Below are 21,564 nucleotides of genomic sequence, written 5' to 3'. Positions count from 1 at the left end.
GCGACGTACACGGACTGGGACGGCTTCACAGCCTCCACACTATTTGTAGATGTAGTCATGGAATTGCCTTTCGTTAGAGGTGACAGTTGAAGATGGGCGGCCGCGGCAGTCAGATCTCCGGCAGCGGCTCGCGTCCGGTCGCGTCGGTCCAGGAGGCGCGGAAGGCGTCCCAGCGGTCATCGTTGATGGCCACCCAATCCGGCCGCGGGCTGACCCGCCGGGAGGCAACCTCCGGCAGAACCAGGCCGGCCACGGTGGCGCCGCACATGCCCGCCGCCCCAATGGCCGGCAGGTAGGACTCGTCGACCAGGTCCAGATCGGCGTCGAGGATGTCGGCGAGCATCTGGGGGAAGGCCTCGTCGGCCCCGAAGGCGCCGGTGACGTAAATGGAGCCCGAGCCCTTGGACACGCAGGAGCCGAGCACCATGCGGTCCACTAGCAGGACGCCGTCGACTATGCCGCGGGCCACCTGCGCGCGGCTGGTCTCACGGGTGATGTCCACCAGTCGGGCGCAAGGCGCCTCGAACCACAGCGGTCCCCGCTCCCGCATGACGTGCGGGATGAAGAACGGGGCGGTAACCGCGTCCTCGCGGGAGATGTCGTAGGCGGTGCGAATCATCTCGGCGACGCCGCCGCCGGCCTCGCCGAAGCCGGCCACCAGCGCCCCGGTGGCCAGGGCGTCGCCGCCGTTGGTCACACCGTTGATCAGCCACTCCCCCGGCCGGTTGCCACAGCGTTGCAGGGCCGTGGCGCGCGTGTCCGGGGCGTCCAGGCAGGAGTTGATCACATGGGTGGTGCCCATGATGAAGAAGGGCTTGGTGCCCGGTCTGGTGCCCAGGGCATAGGAGGCGGCGGGGGTGTCGGCCGAGCCGACCGACACGGGAATACCCTCGGGCAGCCCGAATTCGGCGGCCGCCTCCGCGGTGACCGTGCCGAGGATCTCCACCGCGTGCTTGACCGGCGGGAGCGACTCCGGGTCGATATCCAGCAGGTCGATGGTCTCCTGAATCCATCCCCGTTCCGGCTCCAGCGTGTTGAAGATGCCGGAGTAGGAGGCCTGGGTGGGGTCCAGGGCGGTGCGCCCCGTGAGCAGAGCGCCGAGCCAGGTGCCGGCCATGCCGAAGGTGGCCATGCGGGCGAAGGCGTCTGCGTCGTGGTTGCGCAGGTAGGGGTGCGCCAGGGCCATGAAGGTCGACTGCGAGGGGTGATTCCCCGTGGCCGCGAGTGCCTGCTCCGAGCGCTGATCCGAGAACTGGTTGAAGTAGTAGCGCAGGATGTTGTTGTCCCACACCACTCCCAAGCCGCAGGCCCTTCCTACGTCGTCCAGCGGCACGGCGACCGGGCAGTGGACGTCGATGCCGACGCCGGCGGCGCCGGCCAGGGTCGGTCCCAGCTCGGCCAGCGCGCCGCGGATGGACTGCTCCCAGGCCCGCGGGTCCACGCGTCCCTGCACGGAGCGGGAACGCGGGTGGGCGCAGCGGGCGCGGGCAATCACCTCCCCACCGGCGTCGACGACGACGGCCTTGGTGGCCGAGGTCCCCAGGTCGATTCCGACGAATGTGCTCATCATTGAACCTCCGTCATCCTCTCGTCTTGGCGGCACCGACGGCCGTCAGTCCAGCAGCTTGACGGCCTCGGAGGGAACAACGCCGTCGTGCACCACCGCGCGCAGCGCCCGAACCATCTTGGCGGGGTCCTCGGCCTGCCAGATGTTGCGCCCGCAGGTCATGCCCACACCGCCGGCCTCCATGACGGCCGCCGCCTGCTCCAGCACATTGATGGGCTTGGGGGCGGGCGCGCCGCCGGCGGCGACGACGGGCGTGGGGACGGCGTCGACGACCTGCTTGAACTCCGCCGCGGAGCCGGTGTACCAGGTCTTGACGATGTCGGTGCCGCATTCGGCGGCAGCGCGGGCCGCGTAGACGACGGACTCGGTGGAACCCTTGCGGTCGCCCCACAGCTCCCCGGAGGGGTAGGCGTGGCAGATGACCGGCATGCCCCACTTGTGGGCTTCCTCGGTGGTCGCGGACATCATCTCCAGCATGGCGACCTGGTTCTCCGAGCCAGCGGAGATGCCAATGGCGAGTGCGTCGGCGCCCAGGCGGATGGCGTCGTGAACGTTGCCGACCGTGGCGTCGTAGGTGGGGTGGAAGTCGACGCAGAAGGTGGAGCCCTTGATGATGAGCGGCACGGTGACGTCGTTGTCCCACAGCAGGTGGCCGGCAATGCCCTTGAAAACGGTGAAGGCGTCGGGCTCGCCCTCGATGATCCGGTTGAAGGTGTTCTTGATGTCGGCCAGGCGCGGGGCGACGCCGCGGGGGACGGCCTGGTCAAGAGCCACCGACATCATGCGGCCGTCCGCGCCGAGCAGGCGCCGCAGGCGCAGCTGGCGGCCGAGGGCGGGAGTGGTGCCGACGGGGTTGAGCGAGTAGACGGACATGGTTCTTTCTCCTTGTCGGTGTGTTGATGCGTGGCTCGACCCTGCGCCGGGCCACTCGGGTGAAATCAGTCAGTGAGTCGCAAAAGGGTGTACTGGCCGAGACTCGCGGCGTGAACGCGAGCCGGAAGGGCGGTTGGGAGGAGTCGCCGGGCGTCAGGCCCAGACGTCGACGCCGACGCGCATGTCGGCACCGGAGGCGGCCAGGTCGATGGCCTCCACGGCGCGGTCCAGCGGCAGTTGGGTGCCGATCAGATCGGCCACCTTCAGCCGACCGTCGTCGATCATCGGAGCCACCTGCTGGAAGTTCTCCAGGCGGCAGGAGGAGGCGCCGACGATTTCGTACTCGTTGTAGTGGATGTCGTTGGCGACGAACTCGAGCTTGGCCTCGGAGTTGAAGCCGGCGAACACGGAGATGCGGGCGCCGGGGGCGAGCACGCCCAGGTAGGGGGTCATCGCCTCGGGACGGCCGATGGCCATGATGACCACGTCGATGCCGTCGGGGGCGAAGTCACGAATCCGGTCGGCGATGTCGTCGCTCGGGGCGAGCACCAGGTCGGCTCCGGAGGCGCGGGCGATATCGTGGCGGGCCTGGTTGGGCTCCACGGAGATGACCTGGCGCACACCTTGGGCCTTGGCCAGACGGATGTGGATCAGGCCGAGTGGGCCCGCCCCGGCCACCAGCACGGTGTCCGCCCCGGCGACCTTGGCCAGGTTCTGGCCGTTCAGGGCGCAGGAGACCGGCTCGACGATGGCGGCCTCCAGAGCGGAGACATGGTTGATCGGGATGAGGTTCTCACGGGCCCGGGCGGGGACCCGCACGTACTGCGACAGCCCGCCGTCGAGCTGATAGCCGAAGGCGACGCGGTTGCGGCAGATGTTGGGGTGGCCCTTGGAACAGGCCGAGCAAGTCCCGCACGGGACCAGCGGGTAGACGCAGACCTGGTCGCCCATGGACACGCCCTCGGGCAGGTCGCCATTCACGGCTACCACCTCCCCGGCGAATTCGTGCCCCAGCGTGGAGGGCAGGGAGACGTTGCGGGTCTTGCGGCCGGTGTAGATGCGCACGTCCGTCCCGCACAGCAGGGCCCCGGTGACCTTGAGCAGGACGTCACCCGGCTCAAGCTCGGGGATCGGAACCTGCTCGATCCGCATGTCGTTCGGAGCGTGCAGTACGGCCTTGCGCATGGTGGCCCTTAGATCGACGGTCGTGTTGACAGTCGCATTGCTGGTCATGGTTCTTCCTTGGAATTACGTGAGTCTTTGGGGCTCTGCTCGCCGGCGAGCAGAATGGTGGTGGCGCCGCGCTCCTCGAGGGCATCGATCTGCTCGGAGGAGGCTTTGACGTCGGTGATAAGTCCCCATTCGTGGGGCAGCGGGGACCAGTAAGGGTAGTCGGTGTCGTCGTCAAGCTTGGAGGAGTCGGCGATGACATACACCTGGGAAGCCTGGCGCAGCATCATCGACTTCAGCCGGGACTGGTCGTAGGTGCGCGAGGCGATGCCGCGCTCGGCGCTTACGGCGTCGGCACCGACGAAGGCGATGTTCCCGTAGATGCGGGACAAGGTCATCTCGGCGTCACCGCCGCAGATGGTCTCGTTGATGCCACGCAGGTTGCCGCCGAGAACGAGCACATGGACCTTGTCCTGTCCCACGAGCTGGTTAATGCAGCGCAGCCCGTTGGTGACCACGGTGAGTTCGAAGCGGTTGTCGATGGCGGTGGCAATACGTTCCGCCGTGGAACCGGCATCGAGGATCACCAGATCACCCTCATTGATGAGGGAAACTGCCACCTGGGCGATCGCCTCCTTCTCAACGGCGTTGCTCACCTGACGCTGCGCCATGGTCAGCTCACGCCTGCCGGGGGCCAGCGAGGCACCCCCGTAGGTGCGGGAGATGATCTCGTCCTTCTCCAACAGGGCCAGATCGCGGCGAATGGTGACCACGGATACATCCAGGGCCTGAGCCAGCTCATTCACCGACGCACGCTTGTCCGATCCCTCGCCGAGCATCTCAACGAGCCGGGCGCGCCGCCGGTCCCCCTTGGTACGGGGCTCGTCGGTGACGCCGGAGCGAACGGTGATGGCCATGGTGCCTCCCTGATCGTTGAGAATCGCTTCTGAATGCATCGTCCCACCTCCTTTCGTCGTTGTGGCGGTGTCGTGTGGTGTGAGTGGCGATTGACCCGTGTGGAGCGCGCCCACCGAATTGCGGATTCCAAGCCAACGGGGCCGTTCTCCCTGTCCCCGTCTTGGCGCGGTCTATTCCTGTTCTCACACGGTGATCACGTCCCGGGAGAAGTCGATCTGCTCTACCTTCGGGAGCATCAGGGCGAAGACCAGTGCGCCGATAATGCATACTCCGCCGGACAGCAGCAGCGGAAGCCCGAAGGTGCCGGTGGCTCCATACAGGAAGCCGATGACGATCGGGTTGAGCGCCGAGCCGATGTTGGAGAAGAAGTTCTGCGTACCGCCCAGCACACCGACGGTGGACGCGGGCACGAAGTCCGCGGGCAGGCACCAGATGGTGACGATAGTGAAGGCGGAGCCGAAGTAGGACACCGACATGAGCGCCAGTGCCAGGCCCGCCGTCGGGACGAATGCTGCCGCTCCGATGACGGCGCACAACAGCATGCCGACCACCAGGCAGGTCTTGCGCACACGAGTCACTGACCAACCGCGCTTGAGCAGGGCGTCGTTGACCAGGCCGCCGCTCCAGGACCCGATGATCGAGCAGATCGGGGGAATCGCCCCGAACAGACCGAGCTTGAGTAGGTCGAAACCGCGCTCGTCAACCAGGTAGGTGGGGAACCAGGTGAGGAAGAAGGTCACCGCGAAGTTGACGCAGAAGAAACCGATCATCATGGCCCACACGGCCCGCTTGCGCAGTAGGACGAGCACCGGGATGGCCTTTTCGGTGCCGGCCGCAGCCGCCTCGCGTGCCTCCTGCTCACGGCCCTCGTTGATGATTGCCATCTCTTCCTCGCCGATGCGACCAACGAGTTCCGGGCGACGGTATAGGGTCCACCAACCGAGCGCCCACAGGATCCCGAGCACCCCGGCGATCAGGAACACCCAGCGCCATCCCCAAAGGCCGATGATTCCGGCGATGACGGGGGTGGCGATGGCCGAGCCGATGCGCGCGCCCGAGTCGTACACGGAGGTGGCGCGGGCACGTTCCCGCTGGGGGAACCACCGAGACACGGTCTTGGCGGAAGCCGGATATGCGCCGGACTCGCCGATGCCCAGTCCCAGGCGCAGTCCGAACAGCATGCCGAAGCTGCTGGCCAGGAAGGTGGCGCCGGTGCACACCGACCACACGAACACCGAGGCGCCGAACATCACGCGCTCGCCGAACTTGTCGATGAGCGATCCCGCAGGAATCTGCATGATCGCGTAGGACCAGGAGAACGCGGAGAGGATGAGGCCCTGCTCACCCGGTGTGATGTCAAAGTCCTTGGTCATGTAGGGCAAGGACACAGAAATCGCTGAGCGATCGATGTAGTTGATAGCGAGCCCGAGGGCACAGACGACGGCGACGATCCACCGCCAGTTGGTCTTACCGGGCCTGCGCACCCGGATGTCTGCTGGTGCCGTCATGGATACCTCCTTGTACCTCGATAGTGAACGGTTCACTCACGCGAGGAACCGCGAACGATCACGCCGATCATTCCGACACAACAAGCATGCGGCGCTCGCACGCCTTCGTCAAGAGTGTTCGATCGAATCGATCTCTATATTGAACGTTTCGATCATCCCGTTCGCCCACGCCTGGGCCTTTGGTACTAACTCACGATCAATCGGCGTCGAGCCCTCCCTTCGCCGCATCCCGGCCACTGCTACGTCACGCGCCCCGATTTCTGGCCCTCGGCGCGCAGTGGGACAATCGCCCGGGACCTCGCGGCTCGCACCGCGGTTCCCAGAGCATCTGCCACTACGACTGAAGGAGCTTTCGTGCCCGGTCAGAACCTCACCCGCGAGGAGGCAGCGGCACGCGCCGCCGTCGTCTCCACCGACAGTTACGACGTCGTCCTGGATCTGTCCGGCGCCGCGGACCCCGCCAACGCCACCTTCCGTTCCACCACGACGGTCCGCTTCACCGCCACCCCGGGAGCCTCCACCTTCATCGACCTGATCGCCCCAGCCGTGCATGCGGTGACGCTCAATGGCGTCGAGCTCGACCCGCGGCAGGTGTTCGCTGACTCGCGCATCGCGCTGGCGGACCTCCAGACGGACAACGAGCTGACCGTGGTAGCCGACTGCGCCTACATGCACACCGGCGAGGGCCTGCACCGCTTCACCGACCCGGCCGACGGCGAGACCTACCTGTACACCCAGTTCGAGGTGCCCGATGCCCGCCGCATGTACACCGTGTTCGAGCAGCCCGACCTGAAGGCGATCTTCCGCTTCACCGTCACCGTGCCCGAGGGCTGGACGGTCCTGTCCAACTCCCCCACTCCCGTGCCCACGCCTGCCGCCGCCGGCACGCACACCTTCGCCTTCGCCCCCTGCGAGCGCATCAGCTCCTACATCACGGCAATCGTCGCCGGCCCCTATGTGGGCGCCACCGATGTCTACACCGCCGCCGACGGCCGCACCGTTCCCCTGGGCGTCTACTGCCGCAAGAGCCTGGAAGAGTTCATGGATGCCGAGGAGATCCTATCGATCACCAAGAGCGGCTTCGCCTACTACGAGGAGCTGTTCGGCACCCCTTACGCCTTCACCAAGTACGACCAGGCCTTCGTGCCCGAGTTCAACGCCGGCGCCATGGAGAACGCCGGCATCGTCACCCACCGCGACGACTACATCTTCCGCTCCCGGCCGGTGCAGGCGCGCGTCGAGCGCCGCGCTGAGACCATCCTGCACGAGCTGGCGCACATGTGGTTCGGGGACATGGTCACCATGAAGTGGTGGGACGACCTGTGGCTGAACGAGTCCTTCGCCGAGTACTGCTCCACCCTCGCCGTCGCAGAAGCCACTCGCTGGACGGACGCCTGGACCACCTTCCAGGTGCTGGAGAAGAACTGGGCCTACAACCAGGACCAGCTCTCCTCCACCCACCCGATCGCCGCGGACATCAACGACCTGCACGATGTGGAGGTCAACTTCGACGGCATCACCTACGCCAAGGGCGCCTCCGTGCTGTCGGCGCTGGTGGCGTATGTGGGCCGCGAGTCCTTCTTCGCGGGCATCAAGAACTACCTGGCGGCACACGCCTACGCCAACGCCACCCTGGCCGACCTGCTCGGCGAGCTGGAACGAGTCTCCGGCCGCGACCTGTCGGCCTGGACCCGGGTCTGGCTGCAGGAGGCGGGCGTGACCACCCTGCGCCTGGAGCTGGACGCCAATGCCGACGGCTTGATCACTTCCGCCACGATTGTCCAGGAGATCCCTGCGGGTTCCCCGGCCTCACTGCGCCCCCACCGGGTGGTGCTGGGCGCCTACACGCTCGGATCCCAGATCCCGGCCGCACTGGAGCGCACCGGCCGCGTCGAGCTCGACGTCGTCGGGGCACGCACCGAAGTGCCCGAGCTGGTCGGCACCGCTCGTCCCGACGTCTTCATCCTGAACGACGAGGACCTCACCTACGCCAAGGTGCGCCTGGACGACGCCTCGCTCGCCACCGGACTGGCACATGTGGACGCCTTCACCACCTCGCTGCCGCGCTCGCTGCTGGTGGCCAGCGCCTGGGACATGGTGCGCGACGGCGAGCTGCCGGCCGCCGACTTCCTCGCCGCGGCACTGCGCGCGCTGCAGACCGAGACGCATTCCAGCGTGGTGCAGGGGCTGCTGGCGCGGGTGGCGACCTGCCTGTCGGCCTACCTGCCCCCGGCCGAGCGTCGGGACGCGGCCACCGCGACCACCGACACGCTGCTGGGCCTGGCGCGTTCCGCCGAGGCCGGTAGCGACAAGCAGCTGCAGCTGGTGCGCGCCGTTGCCGCCCACGCCGTTGCCGACTCCCAGCTCGACGCCGTCTCCGCCTGGCTGGATGGCTCCGCCACCCTGCCGGGCCTGGTCGTGGACCAGGACCTGCGCTGGGAGCTGCTGGTGGGCCTGGTCGCCGCTGGACGCTGCGGCGAGCCGGAGATCGCCGCTGAGGAGGCGCGGGACCGCACCACCACGGGCCGCGAGCGCGCCGCCCAGGCACGCGCCGCCGTGCCCACCGCGGAGGCGAAGGCGGCCGCCTGGCGCGAACTGGTTGACAACGCCGGCCTGCCCAATGAGACGCAGGTGAAGATGCTCGCCGGCTTCAACATGGTGGAGCGCAACCCCGAGTTGCTGGTCCCCTTCATCTCGGAGTACGTAAAGGAGGCCGACGGCATCTGGAACTCGCGTACCTTCCACATGGCCGAGAACCTGCTGGAACGCCTGTGGTCGTCCGCCACTGTGGGGCTGCCCGACGTCGCTCCGGCCGCGGCGCTGGAGAGCTGGCTGGCCGCACATGCGGATGCGCCCGCAGCCTTCCGCCGCATTGTCAGCGAGAACCTCGATGACACTCGCCGCGTGATGAGCGTGCAGGCATGCACCCGCTCCACCGCAAGCTGACCGGCGTCGCCCCGTCCGTCCTCCCCACCGAGGTCGGTTGATATGGCGGCGGGCCGAGCACACGGCGCTCGACCCGCCGCCATCACGGCACGGTTAGTCGGAACGCCGCTTGCCCGTGGACTGCGCAGCGGTTTCCTGAGCGGCCGCAAAGCTGTCGCCGTCGTCCTCACGACCGGGGGTCTTGAAGCCGAACCTGGTGATGAGGAAGCGGAACAGGAAGTAGTAGATGAGGAAGTAGGCCAGGCCCACCCCGAGCAGGGCGACCGGGCCGGCCAAGGTTCCGCCGGACAGCTCGGCGGACTTGCCGAAGTTCAGCAGGTAATCGATACCGCCCGCCGAGAATGCGAAGCCGTCCTTGATGCCGAGGGCGTTCACCAGCGCCAGGGAGGTGCCTGTGAGGACGGCGTGGACCGCGTACAGCGGGAAGGCAACGTAGGCGAAGGCGTACTCCAGGGGCTCGGTGATACCGGTGACGAATGCGGTCAGCGCCACCGAGATCATGAGCACGCCGGTGGTCTTGCGCCTAGCGGGCAGAGCGCTGCGCCAGATCGCCAGGGCCGCACCCGGCAACGCGAACATCATGATCGGGAAGAAACCCGTCATGAAGGAGCCGGTCCAGGCATTCGTGCCATCCACCCCGGAGAAGAAGCAGGTCAGGTCGCCGTGGAGAGTCTCACCTGCCGCATTGGTGCAGTCGCCCAGCTGGAACCACGGGATGGAGTTGAGCAGGTGATGCAGACCGAAGGGGATAAGCAGGCGGTTCACGGTGCCGAATACGAAGGCCGCCAGAGCAGCGGCGACGCCGCCCTCCGTGCCGGCGGTCATCAGCCAGCCGCCAAGCTGATCGTTAATGAGCCAGTTGAACGCAGGATACAAGGCACCCATGACCAGGGCGACGCCGATCGCCGCCACCGAGGTGACGATCGGGACGAAGCGGCGGCCGCCGAAGAAGGCCAGCCAGTCCGGCAGCTTGATGCGGTAGTACCGCTGCCACAGTCTGGCCGCCACAATGCCGATGACAATGCCGCCGAGTACACCGTAGTTGATGGTGTTCTCCGCCGGGGTCTCACCGCCCGCCCCCCAGTAGGGCGCCAGCGCGCCAAACACCCCTTGAAGCACCAGGTAGCCGAACAGGCCGGCAATGGCGGTGGACCCGTCCGCCTTCCTCGCAAAGCCGATGGCCACACCGACCGCGAAGATCAGCGGCAGGTTGTTGAACACGGCGTTGCCGGCGGCGGCCAGCACGTCTGCCACCGGCTGCATCCAGGCCACATGTGCAGCCAGCCCGTCAGCCCCGAGCATGTCCGCCTGGCCGAGCCGAAGCAGCAGGCCTGCGGCGGGGAGCGTGGCGATGGGCAGCATGAGCGAACGGCCCAGGCGCTGAGCCACAGCAAAGGCACCGCCCGAGCTCTGTTTCTTGTCAGACACGATCAATTCCCTCCAGTCATGTGAGGGTGCGGCACCGGTGCCGCACCCTGGGCAGCTCGTGTAATCGCCGGTCCGCGGGCTCGCCCTTGAACACGTCCGGTCCGGCGTCTCCAGTGCAAGCCCTGCACCGCTGGTTGTCAAGGATCGTGCATCTACCCCGCGAACCGTCGCGACAAGTGGCGAACCGTCACGCCCCACCTGCCACACACCCGGACCCACGCATCAACCGTCACTCGGCGACCTCTACCCGCCAGCTCACCGCATCCTCATCCCGGAAGAGCCCGTACCCCTGCCGTTACCATGGCCGGTAGCACCGGTCGCTTCCGGCCGACTGGGCGATGGGGCACACGCGCGCCGTCGACCGGCCCGCACCGTCACGGCCGACGTGCGGCTCACCGAGGAGGACACACATGTTTCAGGCTTCAAGCGGCGTCGGCACCCCCGCCGGATCGGACGACGACACCCACGCATTCGGCGCAGGCAGCCAGGCCCCGGAGAGCGTCGTCGTCCGCGCGCCCCTGACCGGCTGCGTGGTCGCCGTCGCCGATGTGCCAGACCCGGTCTTCGCCACCGGCATGCTCGGTCCCGGTGTGGCCGTCGACCCGGACCGCGCGGGCGGGGATACCGTCAGTGCACTCGCCCCCATCGCTGGGACGGTCGCCAAGATTCATCCCCATGCCTTCATCGTGACCGACGCTGCGGGGCACAGTGTCCTGGTGCACCTAGGGCTGGACACGGTGCAGCTCGACGGGGCTGGCTTCACGCTGCATGTTGCCGAGGGAGACGGCGTCGCCGCGGGCGATCCCGTGGTGACCTGGTGCCCGGCCACCGTCGAGGCCGGTGGCCGCAACCCGATCGTGCCGGTCATCGCCTTACAGGCCGAGGGCACGCAAGTCGTCCCCGGCGCCACGGGCGGACACGTGGAGGCCGGCGCGCCCCTCTTCACCTGGGGTTGAGCGGCCACCACTGGCGTGGCCGGCGCCGGTAGCCGCCGAAACCGCTATCCATGCCGCGACGCGGGCGAGCGCACGACTCGCCCCGCCGTCGCGGCATATCAACCGAGCTCGCCGGTGATATCTACCGATCGCGGTCAGTCAGCAGCGGAACTCGTCGCGCACGGCGCCCAGCAAGCTGGCCAGGCGCACGTTGTCCGGCAGGTCCTCCACCAGCACTACCTCACCCGATCCGTCTGCCAGCGGCATCTTCCAGTTCGGGTATTCCTTGTCGGTACCGGGCTGGTTCTGGGCGCGACGCTCGCCGACGCCGTCTACCAGTGACACCCCGACCAGCGCCGAGGGGGTGCGCACCACGTAGCGGTACAGCGCCTCTACGGTCTCCCTCTCGGAGGGATTGTCTCCCAGCAGGTTGTGCTCGCGTAGGCGGGTCAGCATGCGCTCGCGCTCAATGCGGGCCTCGGTGCGCACCTGCTCGATGGGCTCGGTCAGTAGCCCGAGCCGCTCGCGCAACGTCACGTGCTCATCGGCCAGATAGCCCGCGGTGGGCGGCAGGTCGTGGGTATTGACGGTGGACAGGGCGAGGTGCCGGTAGGCGCCCGGCTCTAGCGGCCAGCCATCCTCATCCTTCTCGAACCAGAGCACGGAGGTTCCCAGCACGCCGCGGCTGGCCAGGTACTCGCGCGCCCACGGCTCCACGGTGCCCAGGTCCTCACCGATGATGACGGCGCCGGCGCGGTGTGCCTCCAACAGGACGACACCGATCATCGCCTCGTGGTCGTAGCGCACGTAGGCGCCCTGATCGGCGCGCAGACCGTCGGGAATCCACCACAGGCGGAACAGGCCGATCACGTGGTCGATGCGCAGCGCACCCGCATGCCGCAGCACGGTGCCGACCATCTCCCGCAGGGGGGCGTAGGCGGTCTCCGCCAAGCGGTTCGGGTCCCACGGCGGCTGGGACCAGTTCTGGCCCAATTGGTTGTACATGTCCGGCGGGGCGCCCACCCCGACGCCGGAGGCGAAGGCGTCAGGCTCGGCCCAAACGTCAGCGCCCTGCGGGTGCACGCCGACGGCGAGGTCATCCATCAATCCCAGGCTCATGCCGGAGGCCTTGGCCTGTGCCTGGGCCCGTCCCAGCTGCTCATCGACGATCCACTGCAGCCAGGCGTAGAAGTCGATGCGGTCCTTCAGCGTGCGAGCCTCGTTGGCGACAAAGGCACTGGAGGCGTCCTTGAGGTTTTCGGGCCAGTCCGCGAAGCTGCCGTACTTCTCCATCAGCGCACACCACAGGGCGAAGCGTTCCAGCCCCACCCCCTGGGCGGCGCGGAAGCGCTCGAAGTCGCGCTGGCGGGAGCGGGAGCGGCCGGCGGCGAAAATGACCTCCAGGGCCTCGCGCTTGGCCTTCCAGGCGGTGTCGCGGTCGATGGCGTCGGCGCTGAGGTTGGCGTCGGTCACCTCCTCATGCGCCCACTGCACCAGAGAGCGCCGCGGCCCGGACAGGCGCGATACCTCCAGGATGTTTTCGGGGCGGATGTAGATGGGGTTGACGAAGCGGCGAGTGACCGGCAGATAGGGCGAGGGGGTCATCTCGCCGACGGGCTCGGCGGCGTGCATCGGGTTGATAAGCAGGAAGTCGGCGCCCTCGTCGCCCAAGAATCCGAGCAGCTCGGTGAGATCGTCGGCGTCGCCGATCCCCCAAGAGCCGCGGGAACGTACGGAGTACAGCTGGGCCATGATCCCCCAGCCACGGCCCCCCAGGGAGGCGGGCAGATCGAGGTGATCGGGAGTGACGGCTAACACTGCGCTTGCCGAGTAGGTGCCACGGTCCGGGCCTGCGTCGACGTCGGCGATGATCGTGTGCCAGCCCAGCGGCAGGTCGTCGGGGATGACGAAGGAGGCCTGGCCGGTGAGCACGCCGTCGACCTCGCGGGGAGCGGTCCAGTCGTCGGCCTGCAGCAGCTGCAGGGTGTCGCCCTTCTCCAGATCGACGTGCATCCGGACATGGGCGCCGTCGGGCAGGTGCGCGGGAATGGTCGACTGCGTGCCGGCCCGCACCACCACGGTGGGGGGAAGGGTGCGCCGCCAGGGGGCGATATCGACCTCACGCAGGGATTCCTCGACCTCCTGCGAGTCGCCCGCCTTGACGCCCAGGGCGGCCAGGACGGCGACCAGGGTGGTGCGGGAGGGCGCGGCAAGGTTGCCGTGGTAGTCCCAGTACTCGGTGGAGACCCCGTGGGCCTCGGCAAGCTGCTTCAGGCGCTCGTCGGGGATGTCGGATGCGGCGTTGGAGTCGGTCATGGCGGTTCAGCCTCGTGCTCGGTCGCGCGTGCGCGCGAGGGCGTCCCCGGTGGCATGGGGCGCAGGAAGAAGGTGGTCGCAAGGGACGGCCCGTCGGCTGCGCCGACGCGACTGCGCGGTCGGCGCAGCGACGGGAACATCCCTTGCAGCAAGCGTTTCACACGATCCGCGCTAACGCCAGTCGCCCACGCCGACGACGGCAACCAGGGTTCCTTCTCAACCCCACCCACTTGGCGTCGAGCGGGGCGCGGCAGCCCAATGCGGCGGCCGGGACGGTCGGCCACCGGGAAGGAGGCGGCGGCCGACCGGCCGAATCAGTCGAGTTCGGCGATCTCCTGTGCGAGGGTGTCCGCGGTCGGACCGACAACTACCTGCACCACACGACCGGAACGGACCACCCGAAGGCGCCGGTGGCACGTAGAGCCTCCTCGTCAACCTTCTCCTGGTCGACTACCTCCACCCGCAAGCGGGTGATGCAGGGCTCCAGGTCGGAAATGTTCTCGCGCCCACCCAGGCCGGCGACGATCTCAGCTGCAGTACTCATGCGTGCTCCTCGGGGTTCTCGTGCTCGCCGTCACTTTATCGCAGTTCGAGGCGCTCGGGGGACAGGTCCGGGACCCGCCTATCTGTCAATCGTCATTCATCCGATGGCAAAATCGTTCCCCAAGCGCCCAAGTCGGTGCACAATGAGCCGTGACACTCGTCTCCATCGCCGTTGAGGAGCACCGCATGGCCCCGTCCGCCGCAAACCCCAACTCTCTAGCCGGTATTGGCGTGAGCCCCGGGCTCATCGCCGGCCCCGTCGCTCGCATGGCCCCCGGCATCGCCGAGCCCGAGATCGCCACTCTGGATCCGAGCCGCGACACCGAGAAGGAGTGCGACCGCGTCGCCGCGGCCGCGCAGACCGTGAAGAAGAGCCTTGAGCTGTCCGCCGCCGAGGCAAAGGGTGATGGCCGCACCCTGCTGGAAACCACTGCACAGATGGCCGCCGACCCGACACTGACCTCCTCGGCACAGGCCATGATCCGCGAGCGCCGCCTGGTGCCCGAGCGGGCCGTGTGGGAGGCGGCGGGAACTCTCGCCTCCATGCTGGAATCACTTGGCGGCTACATGGCCGAGCGCACACGCGACGTACAGGACGTGCGCGACCGCATCGTCGCGGTGCTGACCGACTCCCCCATGCCCGGTATCCCCCGCCTGCCTGAGCCCTTCGTGCTGGTGGCCGAGGACCTCGCCCCCGCCGACACCGCCCTGCTGGACCCGGAGAAGGTCGTCGCCTTCGTGACCTCCGAGGGAGGCCCGACCTCCCACACCGCGATCCTCGCCCGCGCACTGGGCATCCCGGCGATTGTCGGCACCGGCGCCGCCGTCACCGACCAGCTGTCCGACGGTGACATCGTCCTGGTGGACGGCACCAAGGCACTATCGTCGTCGACCCCAGCGAGGATCAGCTGCGGCGCGCCCGCGAGCTGGCCAGCCGTGTACGCGTATTCAACGGGGACGGCGCCACCAAGGACGGCCACGAGGTACAGCTGCTCGCAAACGTGGGCGACGGCGCCGCCGCCCGTTCGGCTGCAGCGGCCAACGCCATGGGCGTGGGCCTGTTCCGCACCGAGTTCTGCTTCCTGGACCAGCCCGAGGAGCCCAGCGTCGACGACCAGGTCGAGGCGTATAAGGCGGTTCTGGCGGCCTTCCCCGGCAAGAAGGTGGTAGTGCGCACGCTGGACGCCGGTGCCGACAAGCCGCTGCCGTTCCTCACCGACGCCACCGAGGCCAACCCGGCCCTGGGTGTGCGCGCCTACCGCACCACACGCCGGGACCCGGAGGTACTCGACCACCAGCTGGAGGCCCTGGCCAAGGCGGAGGCCGAGACCGAGGCCAAGGTGTGGGTCATGGCACCGATGATTTCCACGGCGGAAGAGGCCCAGGCCTTCACCGAGAAGGCCCGCTCCTACGGGCTGAAGACCGCGGGCATGATGATCGAGGTGCCCTCCGCCGCGATCATGGCGGACAAGATGTTCGAGTACGCCGACTTCGCTTCCATCGGCACCAACGACCTCACCCAGTACGTGATGGCGGCCGACCGGCTGCTGTCCTCGCTGGCGGACCTGTCCACCGCCTGGCAGCCGGCCGTGCTGCGCCTGATCAAGCAGGCCTGCGATGGTGCCGCCCCGCACGGGCGCCCGGTGGGCGTGTGTGGTGAGGCCGCCGCCGACCCGGCGCTCGCAACGGTGCTGGTGGGCCTGGGCGTGGCCAGCCTGTCCATGACCGCTCGCGCCCTGCCCGACGTCGACGCCGTCCTGAAGTCGGTGGATCTGGCCGAGTGCCAGCGGCTCGCCGGCCTTGCAACCAGCTCGGCGACCGCCGAGGAGGCCCGGCAGGCGGTGCGCGCCGAGCTGCCGATCCTGGAGGAGCTTGGTCTTTGACGCAGCCGTATCCCGTTCCCCCCGCCACCACCGAACCACTCGGGTCCGTTACACGGATCCTCGCCCTTGAAGAGGTGACCGGCGAGGGGGACGGGATGGAAGCGTTCACGGGTTCTTCGCTTCCCCAGATCTCCGGCCGCATCTACGGCGGGCAGGTGGTTGCCCAAGGTCTGCTGGCCGCCGCGGCCACCATGGTTAACGATGGCGACGGTCCCCGGCAGCCGCACTCCGTACACGCCTTCTTCATGCGCGGCGGTAAGCCGGGCCAGCCTCTGCGCTTCGAGGTGGAGCGGATGCATGACGGCCGTTCCTTCTCTCAGCGGCGCACCACCACAACCCAGGACGGCGTGCCGATCCTGACGATGATCTCCTCCTTCCAGGAGCAGCAGGAAGGCACCGAGGTGCAACTGCAGGCACCCGACGTGCCGCAGCCCGAGGAGTTGACCAGCGCCCTGGAGATCTTCCGTTCCATCGACCACCCGGTGGCCAAGTTCCTGGGACGAACCACCGCCTTCGACATCCGTCACGTAGAGGGCAATATCTATCTGCGTCCCGGCAAGCAGGTGGAGGGCCGACAGCACCTGTGGGTGCGCTCGCGCGGGGCGCTTCCGGCAGACACCACACAGACGGTGCACCGGGCGCTGCTGACCTACATGTGCGACCAGGTCATGCTGGAGCCGGCGCTGCGCAGTCAGGGACTGTCGTGGCGCAGCGAAGGCATGAGCCTGGCGACCCTGGACCACGCTCAGTGGTTCCACCGCGACGTCGACGCGGGCGACTGGCTGCTGTTCGTGCAGGACTCCCCCACCTCCCAGGGCGGGCGCTCCATGGCCCGGGCGGAGGTGTTCGACTCCGCCGGGCGGCTGGTCTCCACCATCGCGCAGGAGGGCATGATCCGCACTCCGACCGCTACTTCACACGGCAGCGGCGACTGGGCGATCCGCATGGCCGAGGGCGATGACGGCGGGCCGATTTCGGACGCCGGGGCTCCACAGGCCTCGGTCTGACGCCGTCTGCCGACCACCGACCGACTACTGAATGCGACGCTGTTGCCTCCCCTGCGCCGCCCCGCGGGCCATCGGGTCTGACGCCTTCATTCTGAGACGTCCATCTCTTGGATCGTCGCGCTTGCAACTGGCATGTCAGCGAACCAGTGATAAACGCAACATGCTACAACCAAGATCCGTCCAGAAACGCCGTTGCGCACCCCTGACGGTGAGTATGATGCACAATTGAAACTTGCCGCCGCGGAGTTCCGTCATCACTCTGTCCTGCGCTGTTGCGCGTTGGGGCAGAAGTGTCATTTTCCGTGGCGGCCGGTCCGGCTACTGGTCAACCCCCTTACCCGCTTTAGGAAGGAGCATCATGCGCTCCCGCGCAGCTTCACGTCTTCTGGCTGTGCTTGCCCTGGGAGTACTGGCCCTGGCTGTGGTCGTCCCCGCGGCGTTCCACACCAAGGCAAGTGCTGTTGAAGGCAATTGCACCGCCACCTCCGAGACCCCCGACATCTCGCTTCTCAAAAACAACGAGCCGGTGTCCGCCGAAAACACGGCGGTCGCCTGGGAAATGTTGAAGCTACAGTTCAACCTCGATCTCAATGACGGCCACTGCGCCGGCCAGACCTATGAGATCGACACACCGGCCGAGCTGCGTTTCGACTCCGGCACCACCTGGAACCTCGACACCGAGGACGGCTTCACCGCCGCGACCATGACCTATGTCGCCGACGAGGACGCGGACACCGGCCGCCTGGTCATCACGCTTACCGATTACGTCGAGTCTCATCAGGACATCACGCTCACCGGCTGGATCGACACCCGGCTGACCAGCGTCATCACACCGTCCACGACCCAGACGCTCACCTTCAACGCCAACGGTCAGGTCACAACCGTGGAGGTTCCCGTCGGCGTGTGCAAGGGCAACTGCACCGAGATGCCCAGTGCTCTCGCGAAGTTCGGCTCCGCGCCCGATCCTGGCGCAGATGGTGTGAGCAATGGCAGCGTTACTATTCAGACTCCCACCATCACCGAGGAGATGGCCGCAGGCGCCGATTCCGTGACGCTTGAATGGGCCGACACGCTGACCTCTCCGAACCAGGCATTCACGTGCGATGCCTCCGCTTACTCCTACACGGGCCGTAATGTGTGGGGCGACCCCACCGGTGGCACCAGCGCCCAGGTGACGGTCACCAGTTGCACCGACACCACCATCACCGGAACGATCACGATTCCGGCGGGTCAGTTCGCCCGGATCACTCTGCCGATGACCTTCACCGGTGCCGGCCCCTGGACGGACCAGGCCTCGCTCCTCGTCGGCAGCCGTACCTTGGACGATGAGACCACCGTGGTCCTTCGCAATGGCGGCGGCTCCGCCAGCGGCAACGTGCCGGTCACCCCGACGCCGTCGGAGTCGCCCACCCCGAGCGAGTCTCCGACGCCGTCCGAGTCGCCGACCCCGACCGAGTCCGCCACTCCCTCTGAGTCGCCCTCCGCAACTCCGAGTGAGTCGGCCTCGACGACACCCAGCGCTTCGGCCACGACGCCTGCGGCGAGCACGGCTGGCGCCACCACCGCGCCCGCGACCACCCCGGCCGCCACGACGCCCGCCCGCCCCTCGTTGGCTCGCACCGGCGCCAACAGCCTGGCGCTGGTGCTCGGCGCCGGCTCCCTGCTGATCGTTGGCGCAGTTGCTCTCCAGCGCGCCCGCGCTCGCGAGTGAGTCTCTGAGCCCCAGGCTGCCGGGCTGAACATTCGGCCAGGTAGCAAGCGGGTGGGGCCACGGATCGAACCGATCCGTGGCCCCACCCGCTTATTAGAAGGTTGTCGCCGTGGGCACGGCGCAAGACCAGGGGGAGCTGGAGTATTGCGGGAACCTCAGGCGGTCATGGCCTAGAGGGATTATTCCGGGACGGTGCTTGACAGCCACAGGTAAACGTGCCGACCGTGAGATCCACGGTCCCCGCAGGCAAGACCGCATTCGGCTGACACGCACCTCAGGATGGACGCCCAACTCATCGGCGATCTGGCTCTTCCGGTTTGAGGGTGCGGCGGTTCAGACCGGGCTGTGATGCCGGTGGCCGCATCCGGGCATCACCTCACGTACGACTTTCCGCCACACGTACGGTTTTCCGTCTTACGTACGCGTTTTGGAGTTCTACGGGGTTCTAGCGCGGAGAAACCTCACGCGTACGTGAGAGGCGAATGCGTACGTGAGAGGCGAATCGACAGCTGCCATCGACGGACCTACGTCCCTGCGCTTCCAAACGCGACTCCATCGCCTCGCAAACTCGAGCAAGCTCGGCTTGACTCGGCTCAGTCGCGCGTGTTCGCCCAGCGACCTGCAACGCGACTCCATCGCCTCGCAAACTCGAGCAAGCTCGGCTTGACTCGGCTCAGTCGCGCGTGAGCTTCCTATAGGTGACGCGGTGGGGGCGGGCGGCCTCGGCGCCCAGGCGCTTGACCTTGTTCTCCTCGTAAGCGGCGAAGTTCCCCTCGAACCAATACCAGGAGGCCGGGTTCTCTTCGGTTCCCTCCCAGGCCAGGATGTGGGTGGCCACGCGGTCCAGGAACCAGCGGTCGTGGGTGATGACCACTGAGCAGCCCGCGAAGTTCAGCAGCGCATTCTCCAGGGAGGACAGCGTCTCCACGTCCAGGTCGTTGGTGGGTTCGTCCAGCAGGATCAGGTTGCCGCCCTGCTTCAGCGTGAGCGCCAGGTTCAGGCGGTTGCGCTCACCACCGGAGAGCACCCCGGCCGGCTTCTGCTGGTCGGCGCCCTTGAAGCCGAAGGAGGCCACGTAGGCGCGCGAGGGCATCTCCACCTGGCCGACCTGGATGTAGTCCAGCCCGTCGGAGACGACCTCCCACAGGGTCTTGTTCGGGTCGATGCCGGCGCGGGTCTGGTCCACGTAGGACAACTTGACCGTCTTGCCGATCTTGAGCTCGCCGCCGTCGAGCGGCTCCAGGCCCACGATCGTCTTGAACAGCGTGGTCTTGCCGACCCCGTTCGGGCCCACGATGCCGACGATGCCGTTGCGCGGCAGCGTGAAGGACAGGTTGTCGATGAGGGTGCGGCCGTCGAAGCCCTTCTTGATGTTGGTGGCCTCCAGGACCTGGTTGCCCAGGCGCGGGCCCGGCGGGATCTGGATCTCCTCGAAGTCGAGCTTGCGGGTGCGCTCGGCCTCGGCGGCCATCTCCTCATAGCGGGCCAGACGCGCCTTGGACTTGGCCTGGCGGCCGCGCGCGGAGGACCGCACCCACTCCAGCTCATCCTTCAGGCGCTTGGCCAGCTTGGCGTCCTTCTTGCCCTGGACCTCCAGGCGCTTCTCCTTGGTCTCCAGGTAGGTGGAGTAGTTGCCCTCATAGGGGTACAGGTGACCGCGGTCGACCTCGGCGATCCACTCGGCCACGTGGTCCAGGAAGTAGCGGTCGTGGGTGACCGCGATGACGGCACCCTTGTATGCCTTCAGGTGCTGCTCGAGCCACAGGACGGACTCGGCGTCGAGGTGGTTGGTGGGCTCGTCCAGGAGCAGCAGGTCGGGGGCCTCCAGCAGCAGCTTGCACAGGGCCACACGGCGGCGCTCGCCACCAGAGAGGTGCTTGACCTCGGCGTCCGGCGGCGGGCAGCGCAGCGCGTCCATGGCCTGCTCCAGCTGCGAGTCCAGGTCCCAGGCATTGGCGGCGTCGAGCTGGTCCTGCAGGGTGCCCATCTCAGCCATCAGGGAGTCAAAGTCGGCGTCCGGGTCAGCCATGGCGGCCGAGATCTCGTTGAACCGGTCGAGCTTGCCCTTGATCTCGGCCACGCCCTCCTCGACGTTGCCGAGCACGGTCTTCTCCTCGTTCAGCGGCGGCTCCTGCAGCAGGATGCCGACGCTGTAGCCCGGGGACAGCCGGGCCTCGCCGTTGGAGGGCTGGTCGATGCCCGCCATGATCTTCAGGATCGAGGACTTGCCGGCGCCGTTGGGGCCGACCATGCCGATCTTGGCTCCCGGGAGGAAAGCCATGGTGACGTCATCCAGGATGACCTTGTCACCGTGCGCCTTGCGCGCCTTGATCATCTGGTAGATGAATTCAGCCACAGGTCTGATACGCCTTTCAAAGGGGTTGCTCGGATTCACTCGCGCCCCGACGACGATGCTCCCCCGACTGCGCCGGGGTGCGGCCCTCGTCGTCGGCACGCACCGCCGCCCAGCCTACGGGAGCCGCGGACCCGGGGCGACGGCGCGGGCCAGTGACGCCGTGCACGTGCGCGGCCGCCGCTGAGCATCGGTTGACGGTTTATCGACATCAAGACCGCGTCGCAAGGCGCGGTCCGAAACACACCTGGAGGCCCGGTCGCCCCGACGATGAGAGAACTCCCAGGTCCCAGGGGCTCGCGCCGGGACAGACGTGTCCAGATATAGCTCGGACTCACGCACGGATGACGGCCGTCCGAATGCCTACCGTTCAGAGATCACCCGGCCTGGCGTTTGAGTGCAGGCA

The 21,564-nt window shown here is 67.6% G+C and carries 12 protein-coding genes and 2 pseudogenes; 5 read left to right on the top strand and 9 right to left on the bottom strand.

What is annotated here, in order from left to right:
* Positions 1–109 precede the first annotated feature (109 nt).
* The 5 genes from BW737_RS09100 to BW737_RS09080 form a co-directional block, all read right to left on the bottom strand.
* Positions 110–1,570, bottom strand: a complete 1,461-nt coding sequence (locus tag BW737_RS09100) for a xylulokinase (protein WP_086614167.1) — start codon at positions 1,568–1,570, stop codon at positions 110–112.
* 42 nt (positions 1,571–1,612) lie between these two features.
* Positions 1,613–2,440, bottom strand: a complete 828-nt coding sequence (locus tag BW737_RS09095) for a class I fructose-bisphosphate aldolase (protein ID WP_086614168.1) — start codon at positions 2,438–2,440, stop codon at positions 1,613–1,615.
* Positions 2,441–2,593: 153 nt separating this feature from the next.
* The gene (locus tag BW737_RS09090) at positions 2,594–3,673 is read right to left on the bottom strand and encodes an alcohol dehydrogenase catalytic domain-containing protein (protein ID WP_218961880.1); all 1,080 of its coding nucleotides are present in this window, start codon (positions 3,671–3,673) and stop codon (positions 2,594–2,596) included.
* Positions 3,670–4,566 carry a DeoR/GlpR family DNA-binding transcription regulator gene (locus BW737_RS09085; RefSeq protein ID WP_086614169.1) on the bottom strand — a complete coding sequence of 299 codons (897 nt, stop codon included), beginning with the start codon at positions 4,564–4,566 and terminating at the stop codon, positions 3,670–3,672. The genes BW737_RS09090 and BW737_RS09085 overlap by 4 nt, the downstream gene beginning before the upstream one ends.
* A 144-nt stretch (positions 4,567–4,710) precedes the next feature.
* Positions 4,711–6,036 carry an MFS transporter gene (locus BW737_RS09080; RefSeq protein ID WP_086614170.1) on the bottom strand — a complete coding sequence of 442 codons (1,326 nt, stop codon included), beginning with the start codon at positions 6,034–6,036 and terminating at the stop codon, positions 4,711–4,713.
* 354 nt (positions 6,037–6,390) lie between these two features.
* Here BW737_RS09080 and pepN point away from each other — a divergent pair, with 354 nt between their 5' ends.
* Positions 6,391–8,982 carry an aminopeptidase N gene (gene pepN, locus BW737_RS09075; protein ID WP_086614171.1) on the top strand — a complete coding sequence of 864 codons (2,592 nt, stop codon included), beginning with the start codon at positions 6,391–6,393 and terminating at the stop codon, positions 8,980–8,982.
* A 93-nt stretch (positions 8,983–9,075) separates the two neighbouring features.
* Here pepN and BW737_RS09070 read toward each other — a convergent pair whose 3' ends face one another.
* Positions 9,076–10,410 carry a PTS transporter subunit EIIC gene (locus BW737_RS09070; RefSeq protein ID WP_180272159.1) on the bottom strand — a complete coding sequence of 445 codons (1,335 nt, stop codon included), beginning with the start codon at positions 10,408–10,410 and terminating at the stop codon, positions 9,076–9,078.
* Between the two features lie 410 nt (positions 10,411–10,820).
* On the opposite strand from BW737_RS09070, the gene BW737_RS09065 reads away from it, so the two are divergent.
* Entirely contained in the window at positions 10,821–11,366 is a 546-nt protein-coding gene (locus BW737_RS09065; protein WP_086614172.1) for a PTS sugar transporter subunit IIA, read from the top strand.
* Positions 11,367–11,504: 138 nt separating this feature from the next.
* On the opposite strand, the gene malQ is transcribed toward BW737_RS09065, so the two are convergent.
* Together malQ and BW737_RS09055 are read right to left on the bottom strand one after the other, a co-directional pair.
* The gene (gene malQ, locus BW737_RS09060; protein ID WP_086614173.1) at positions 11,505–13,661 is read right to left on the bottom strand and encodes a 4-alpha-glucanotransferase; all 2,157 of its coding nucleotides are present in this window, start codon (positions 13,659–13,661) and stop codon (positions 11,505–11,507) included.
* Between the two features lie 314 nt (positions 13,662–13,975).
* Positions 13,976–14,205, bottom strand: a pseudogene (locus BW737_RS09055) (PTS sugar transporter subunit IIB).
* A 185-nt stretch (positions 14,206–14,390) separates the two neighbouring features.
* On the opposite strand from BW737_RS09055, the pseudogene ptsP reads away from it, so the two are divergent.
* From ptsP to BW737_RS09040, 3 genes and pseudogenes are all read left to right on the top strand, one after another.
* Positions 14,391–16,087, top strand: a pseudogene (ptsP, locus tag BW737_RS09050) (phosphoenolpyruvate--protein phosphotransferase).
* On the top strand, positions 16,084–17,094 hold the full coding sequence (locus BW737_RS09045) for an acyl-CoA thioesterase (RefSeq protein ID WP_086614174.1): 1,011 nt from the start codon (positions 16,084–16,086) through the stop codon (positions 17,092–17,094). The pseudogene ptsP and the gene BW737_RS09045 overlap by 4 nt, the downstream one beginning before the upstream one ends.
* 358 nt (positions 17,095–17,452) lie before the next feature.
* Complete coding sequence (locus BW737_RS09040; protein ID WP_086614175.1) at positions 17,453–18,805, top strand: Ig-like domain-containing protein; 1,353 nt, start codon at positions 17,453–17,455, stop codon at positions 18,803–18,805.
* Between the two features lie 673 nt (positions 18,806–19,478).
* Here BW737_RS09040 and ettA read toward each other — a convergent pair.
* Positions 19,479–21,161, bottom strand: coding sequence for an energy-dependent translational throttle protein EttA (ettA, locus tag BW737_RS09035; protein ID WP_086614176.1), 1,683 nt, complete (start codon positions 21,159–21,161; stop codon positions 19,479–19,481).
* Positions 21,162–21,564 lie beyond the last annotated feature (403 nt).

This window comes from Actinomyces ruminis (assembly GCF_002154335.2).
GTDB lineage: Bacteria > Actinomycetota > Actinomycetes > Actinomycetales > Actinomycetaceae > Actinomyces > Actinomyces ruminis.
The sequence above is the reverse complement of the archived record's forward strand: the minus strand, read 5'-3'. Positions and strand labels throughout refer to the sequence as shown.

What these genes read in the sequence shown, in the direction of transcription:
- BW737_RS09085 (WP_086614169.1), bottom strand. Translation starts at nt 4,566, where the DNA reads ATGCATTCAGAAGCGATTCTCAACGATCAGGGAGGCACCATGGCCATC.
- BW737_RS09090 (WP_218961880.1), bottom strand. Translation starts at nt 3,673, where the DNA reads ATGACCAGCAATGCGACTGTCAACACGACCGTCGATCTAAGGGCCACC.
- BW737_RS09080 (WP_086614170.1), bottom strand. Translation starts at nt 6,036, where the DNA reads ATGACGGCACCAGCAGACATCCGGGTGCGCAGGCCCGGTAAGACCAAC.
- BW737_RS09100 (WP_086614167.1), bottom strand. Translation starts at nt 1,570, where the DNA reads ATGATGAGCACATTCGTCGGAATCGACCTGGGGACCTCGGCCACCAAG.
- BW737_RS09065 (WP_086614172.1), top strand. Translation starts at nt 10,821, where the DNA reads ATGTTTCAGGCTTCAAGCGGCGTCGGCACCCCCGCCGGATCGGACGAC.
- malQ (WP_086614173.1), bottom strand. Translation starts at nt 13,661, where the DNA reads ATGACCGACTCCAACGCCGCATCCGACATCCCCGACGAGCGCCTGAAG.
- BW737_RS09095 (WP_086614168.1), bottom strand. Translation starts at nt 2,440, where the DNA reads ATGTCCGTCTACTCGCTCAACCCCGTCGGCACCACTCCCGCCCTCGGC.
- BW737_RS09040 (WP_086614175.1), top strand. Translation starts at nt 17,453, where the DNA reads ATGCGCTCCCGCGCAGCTTCACGTCTTCTGGCTGTGCTTGCCCTGGGA.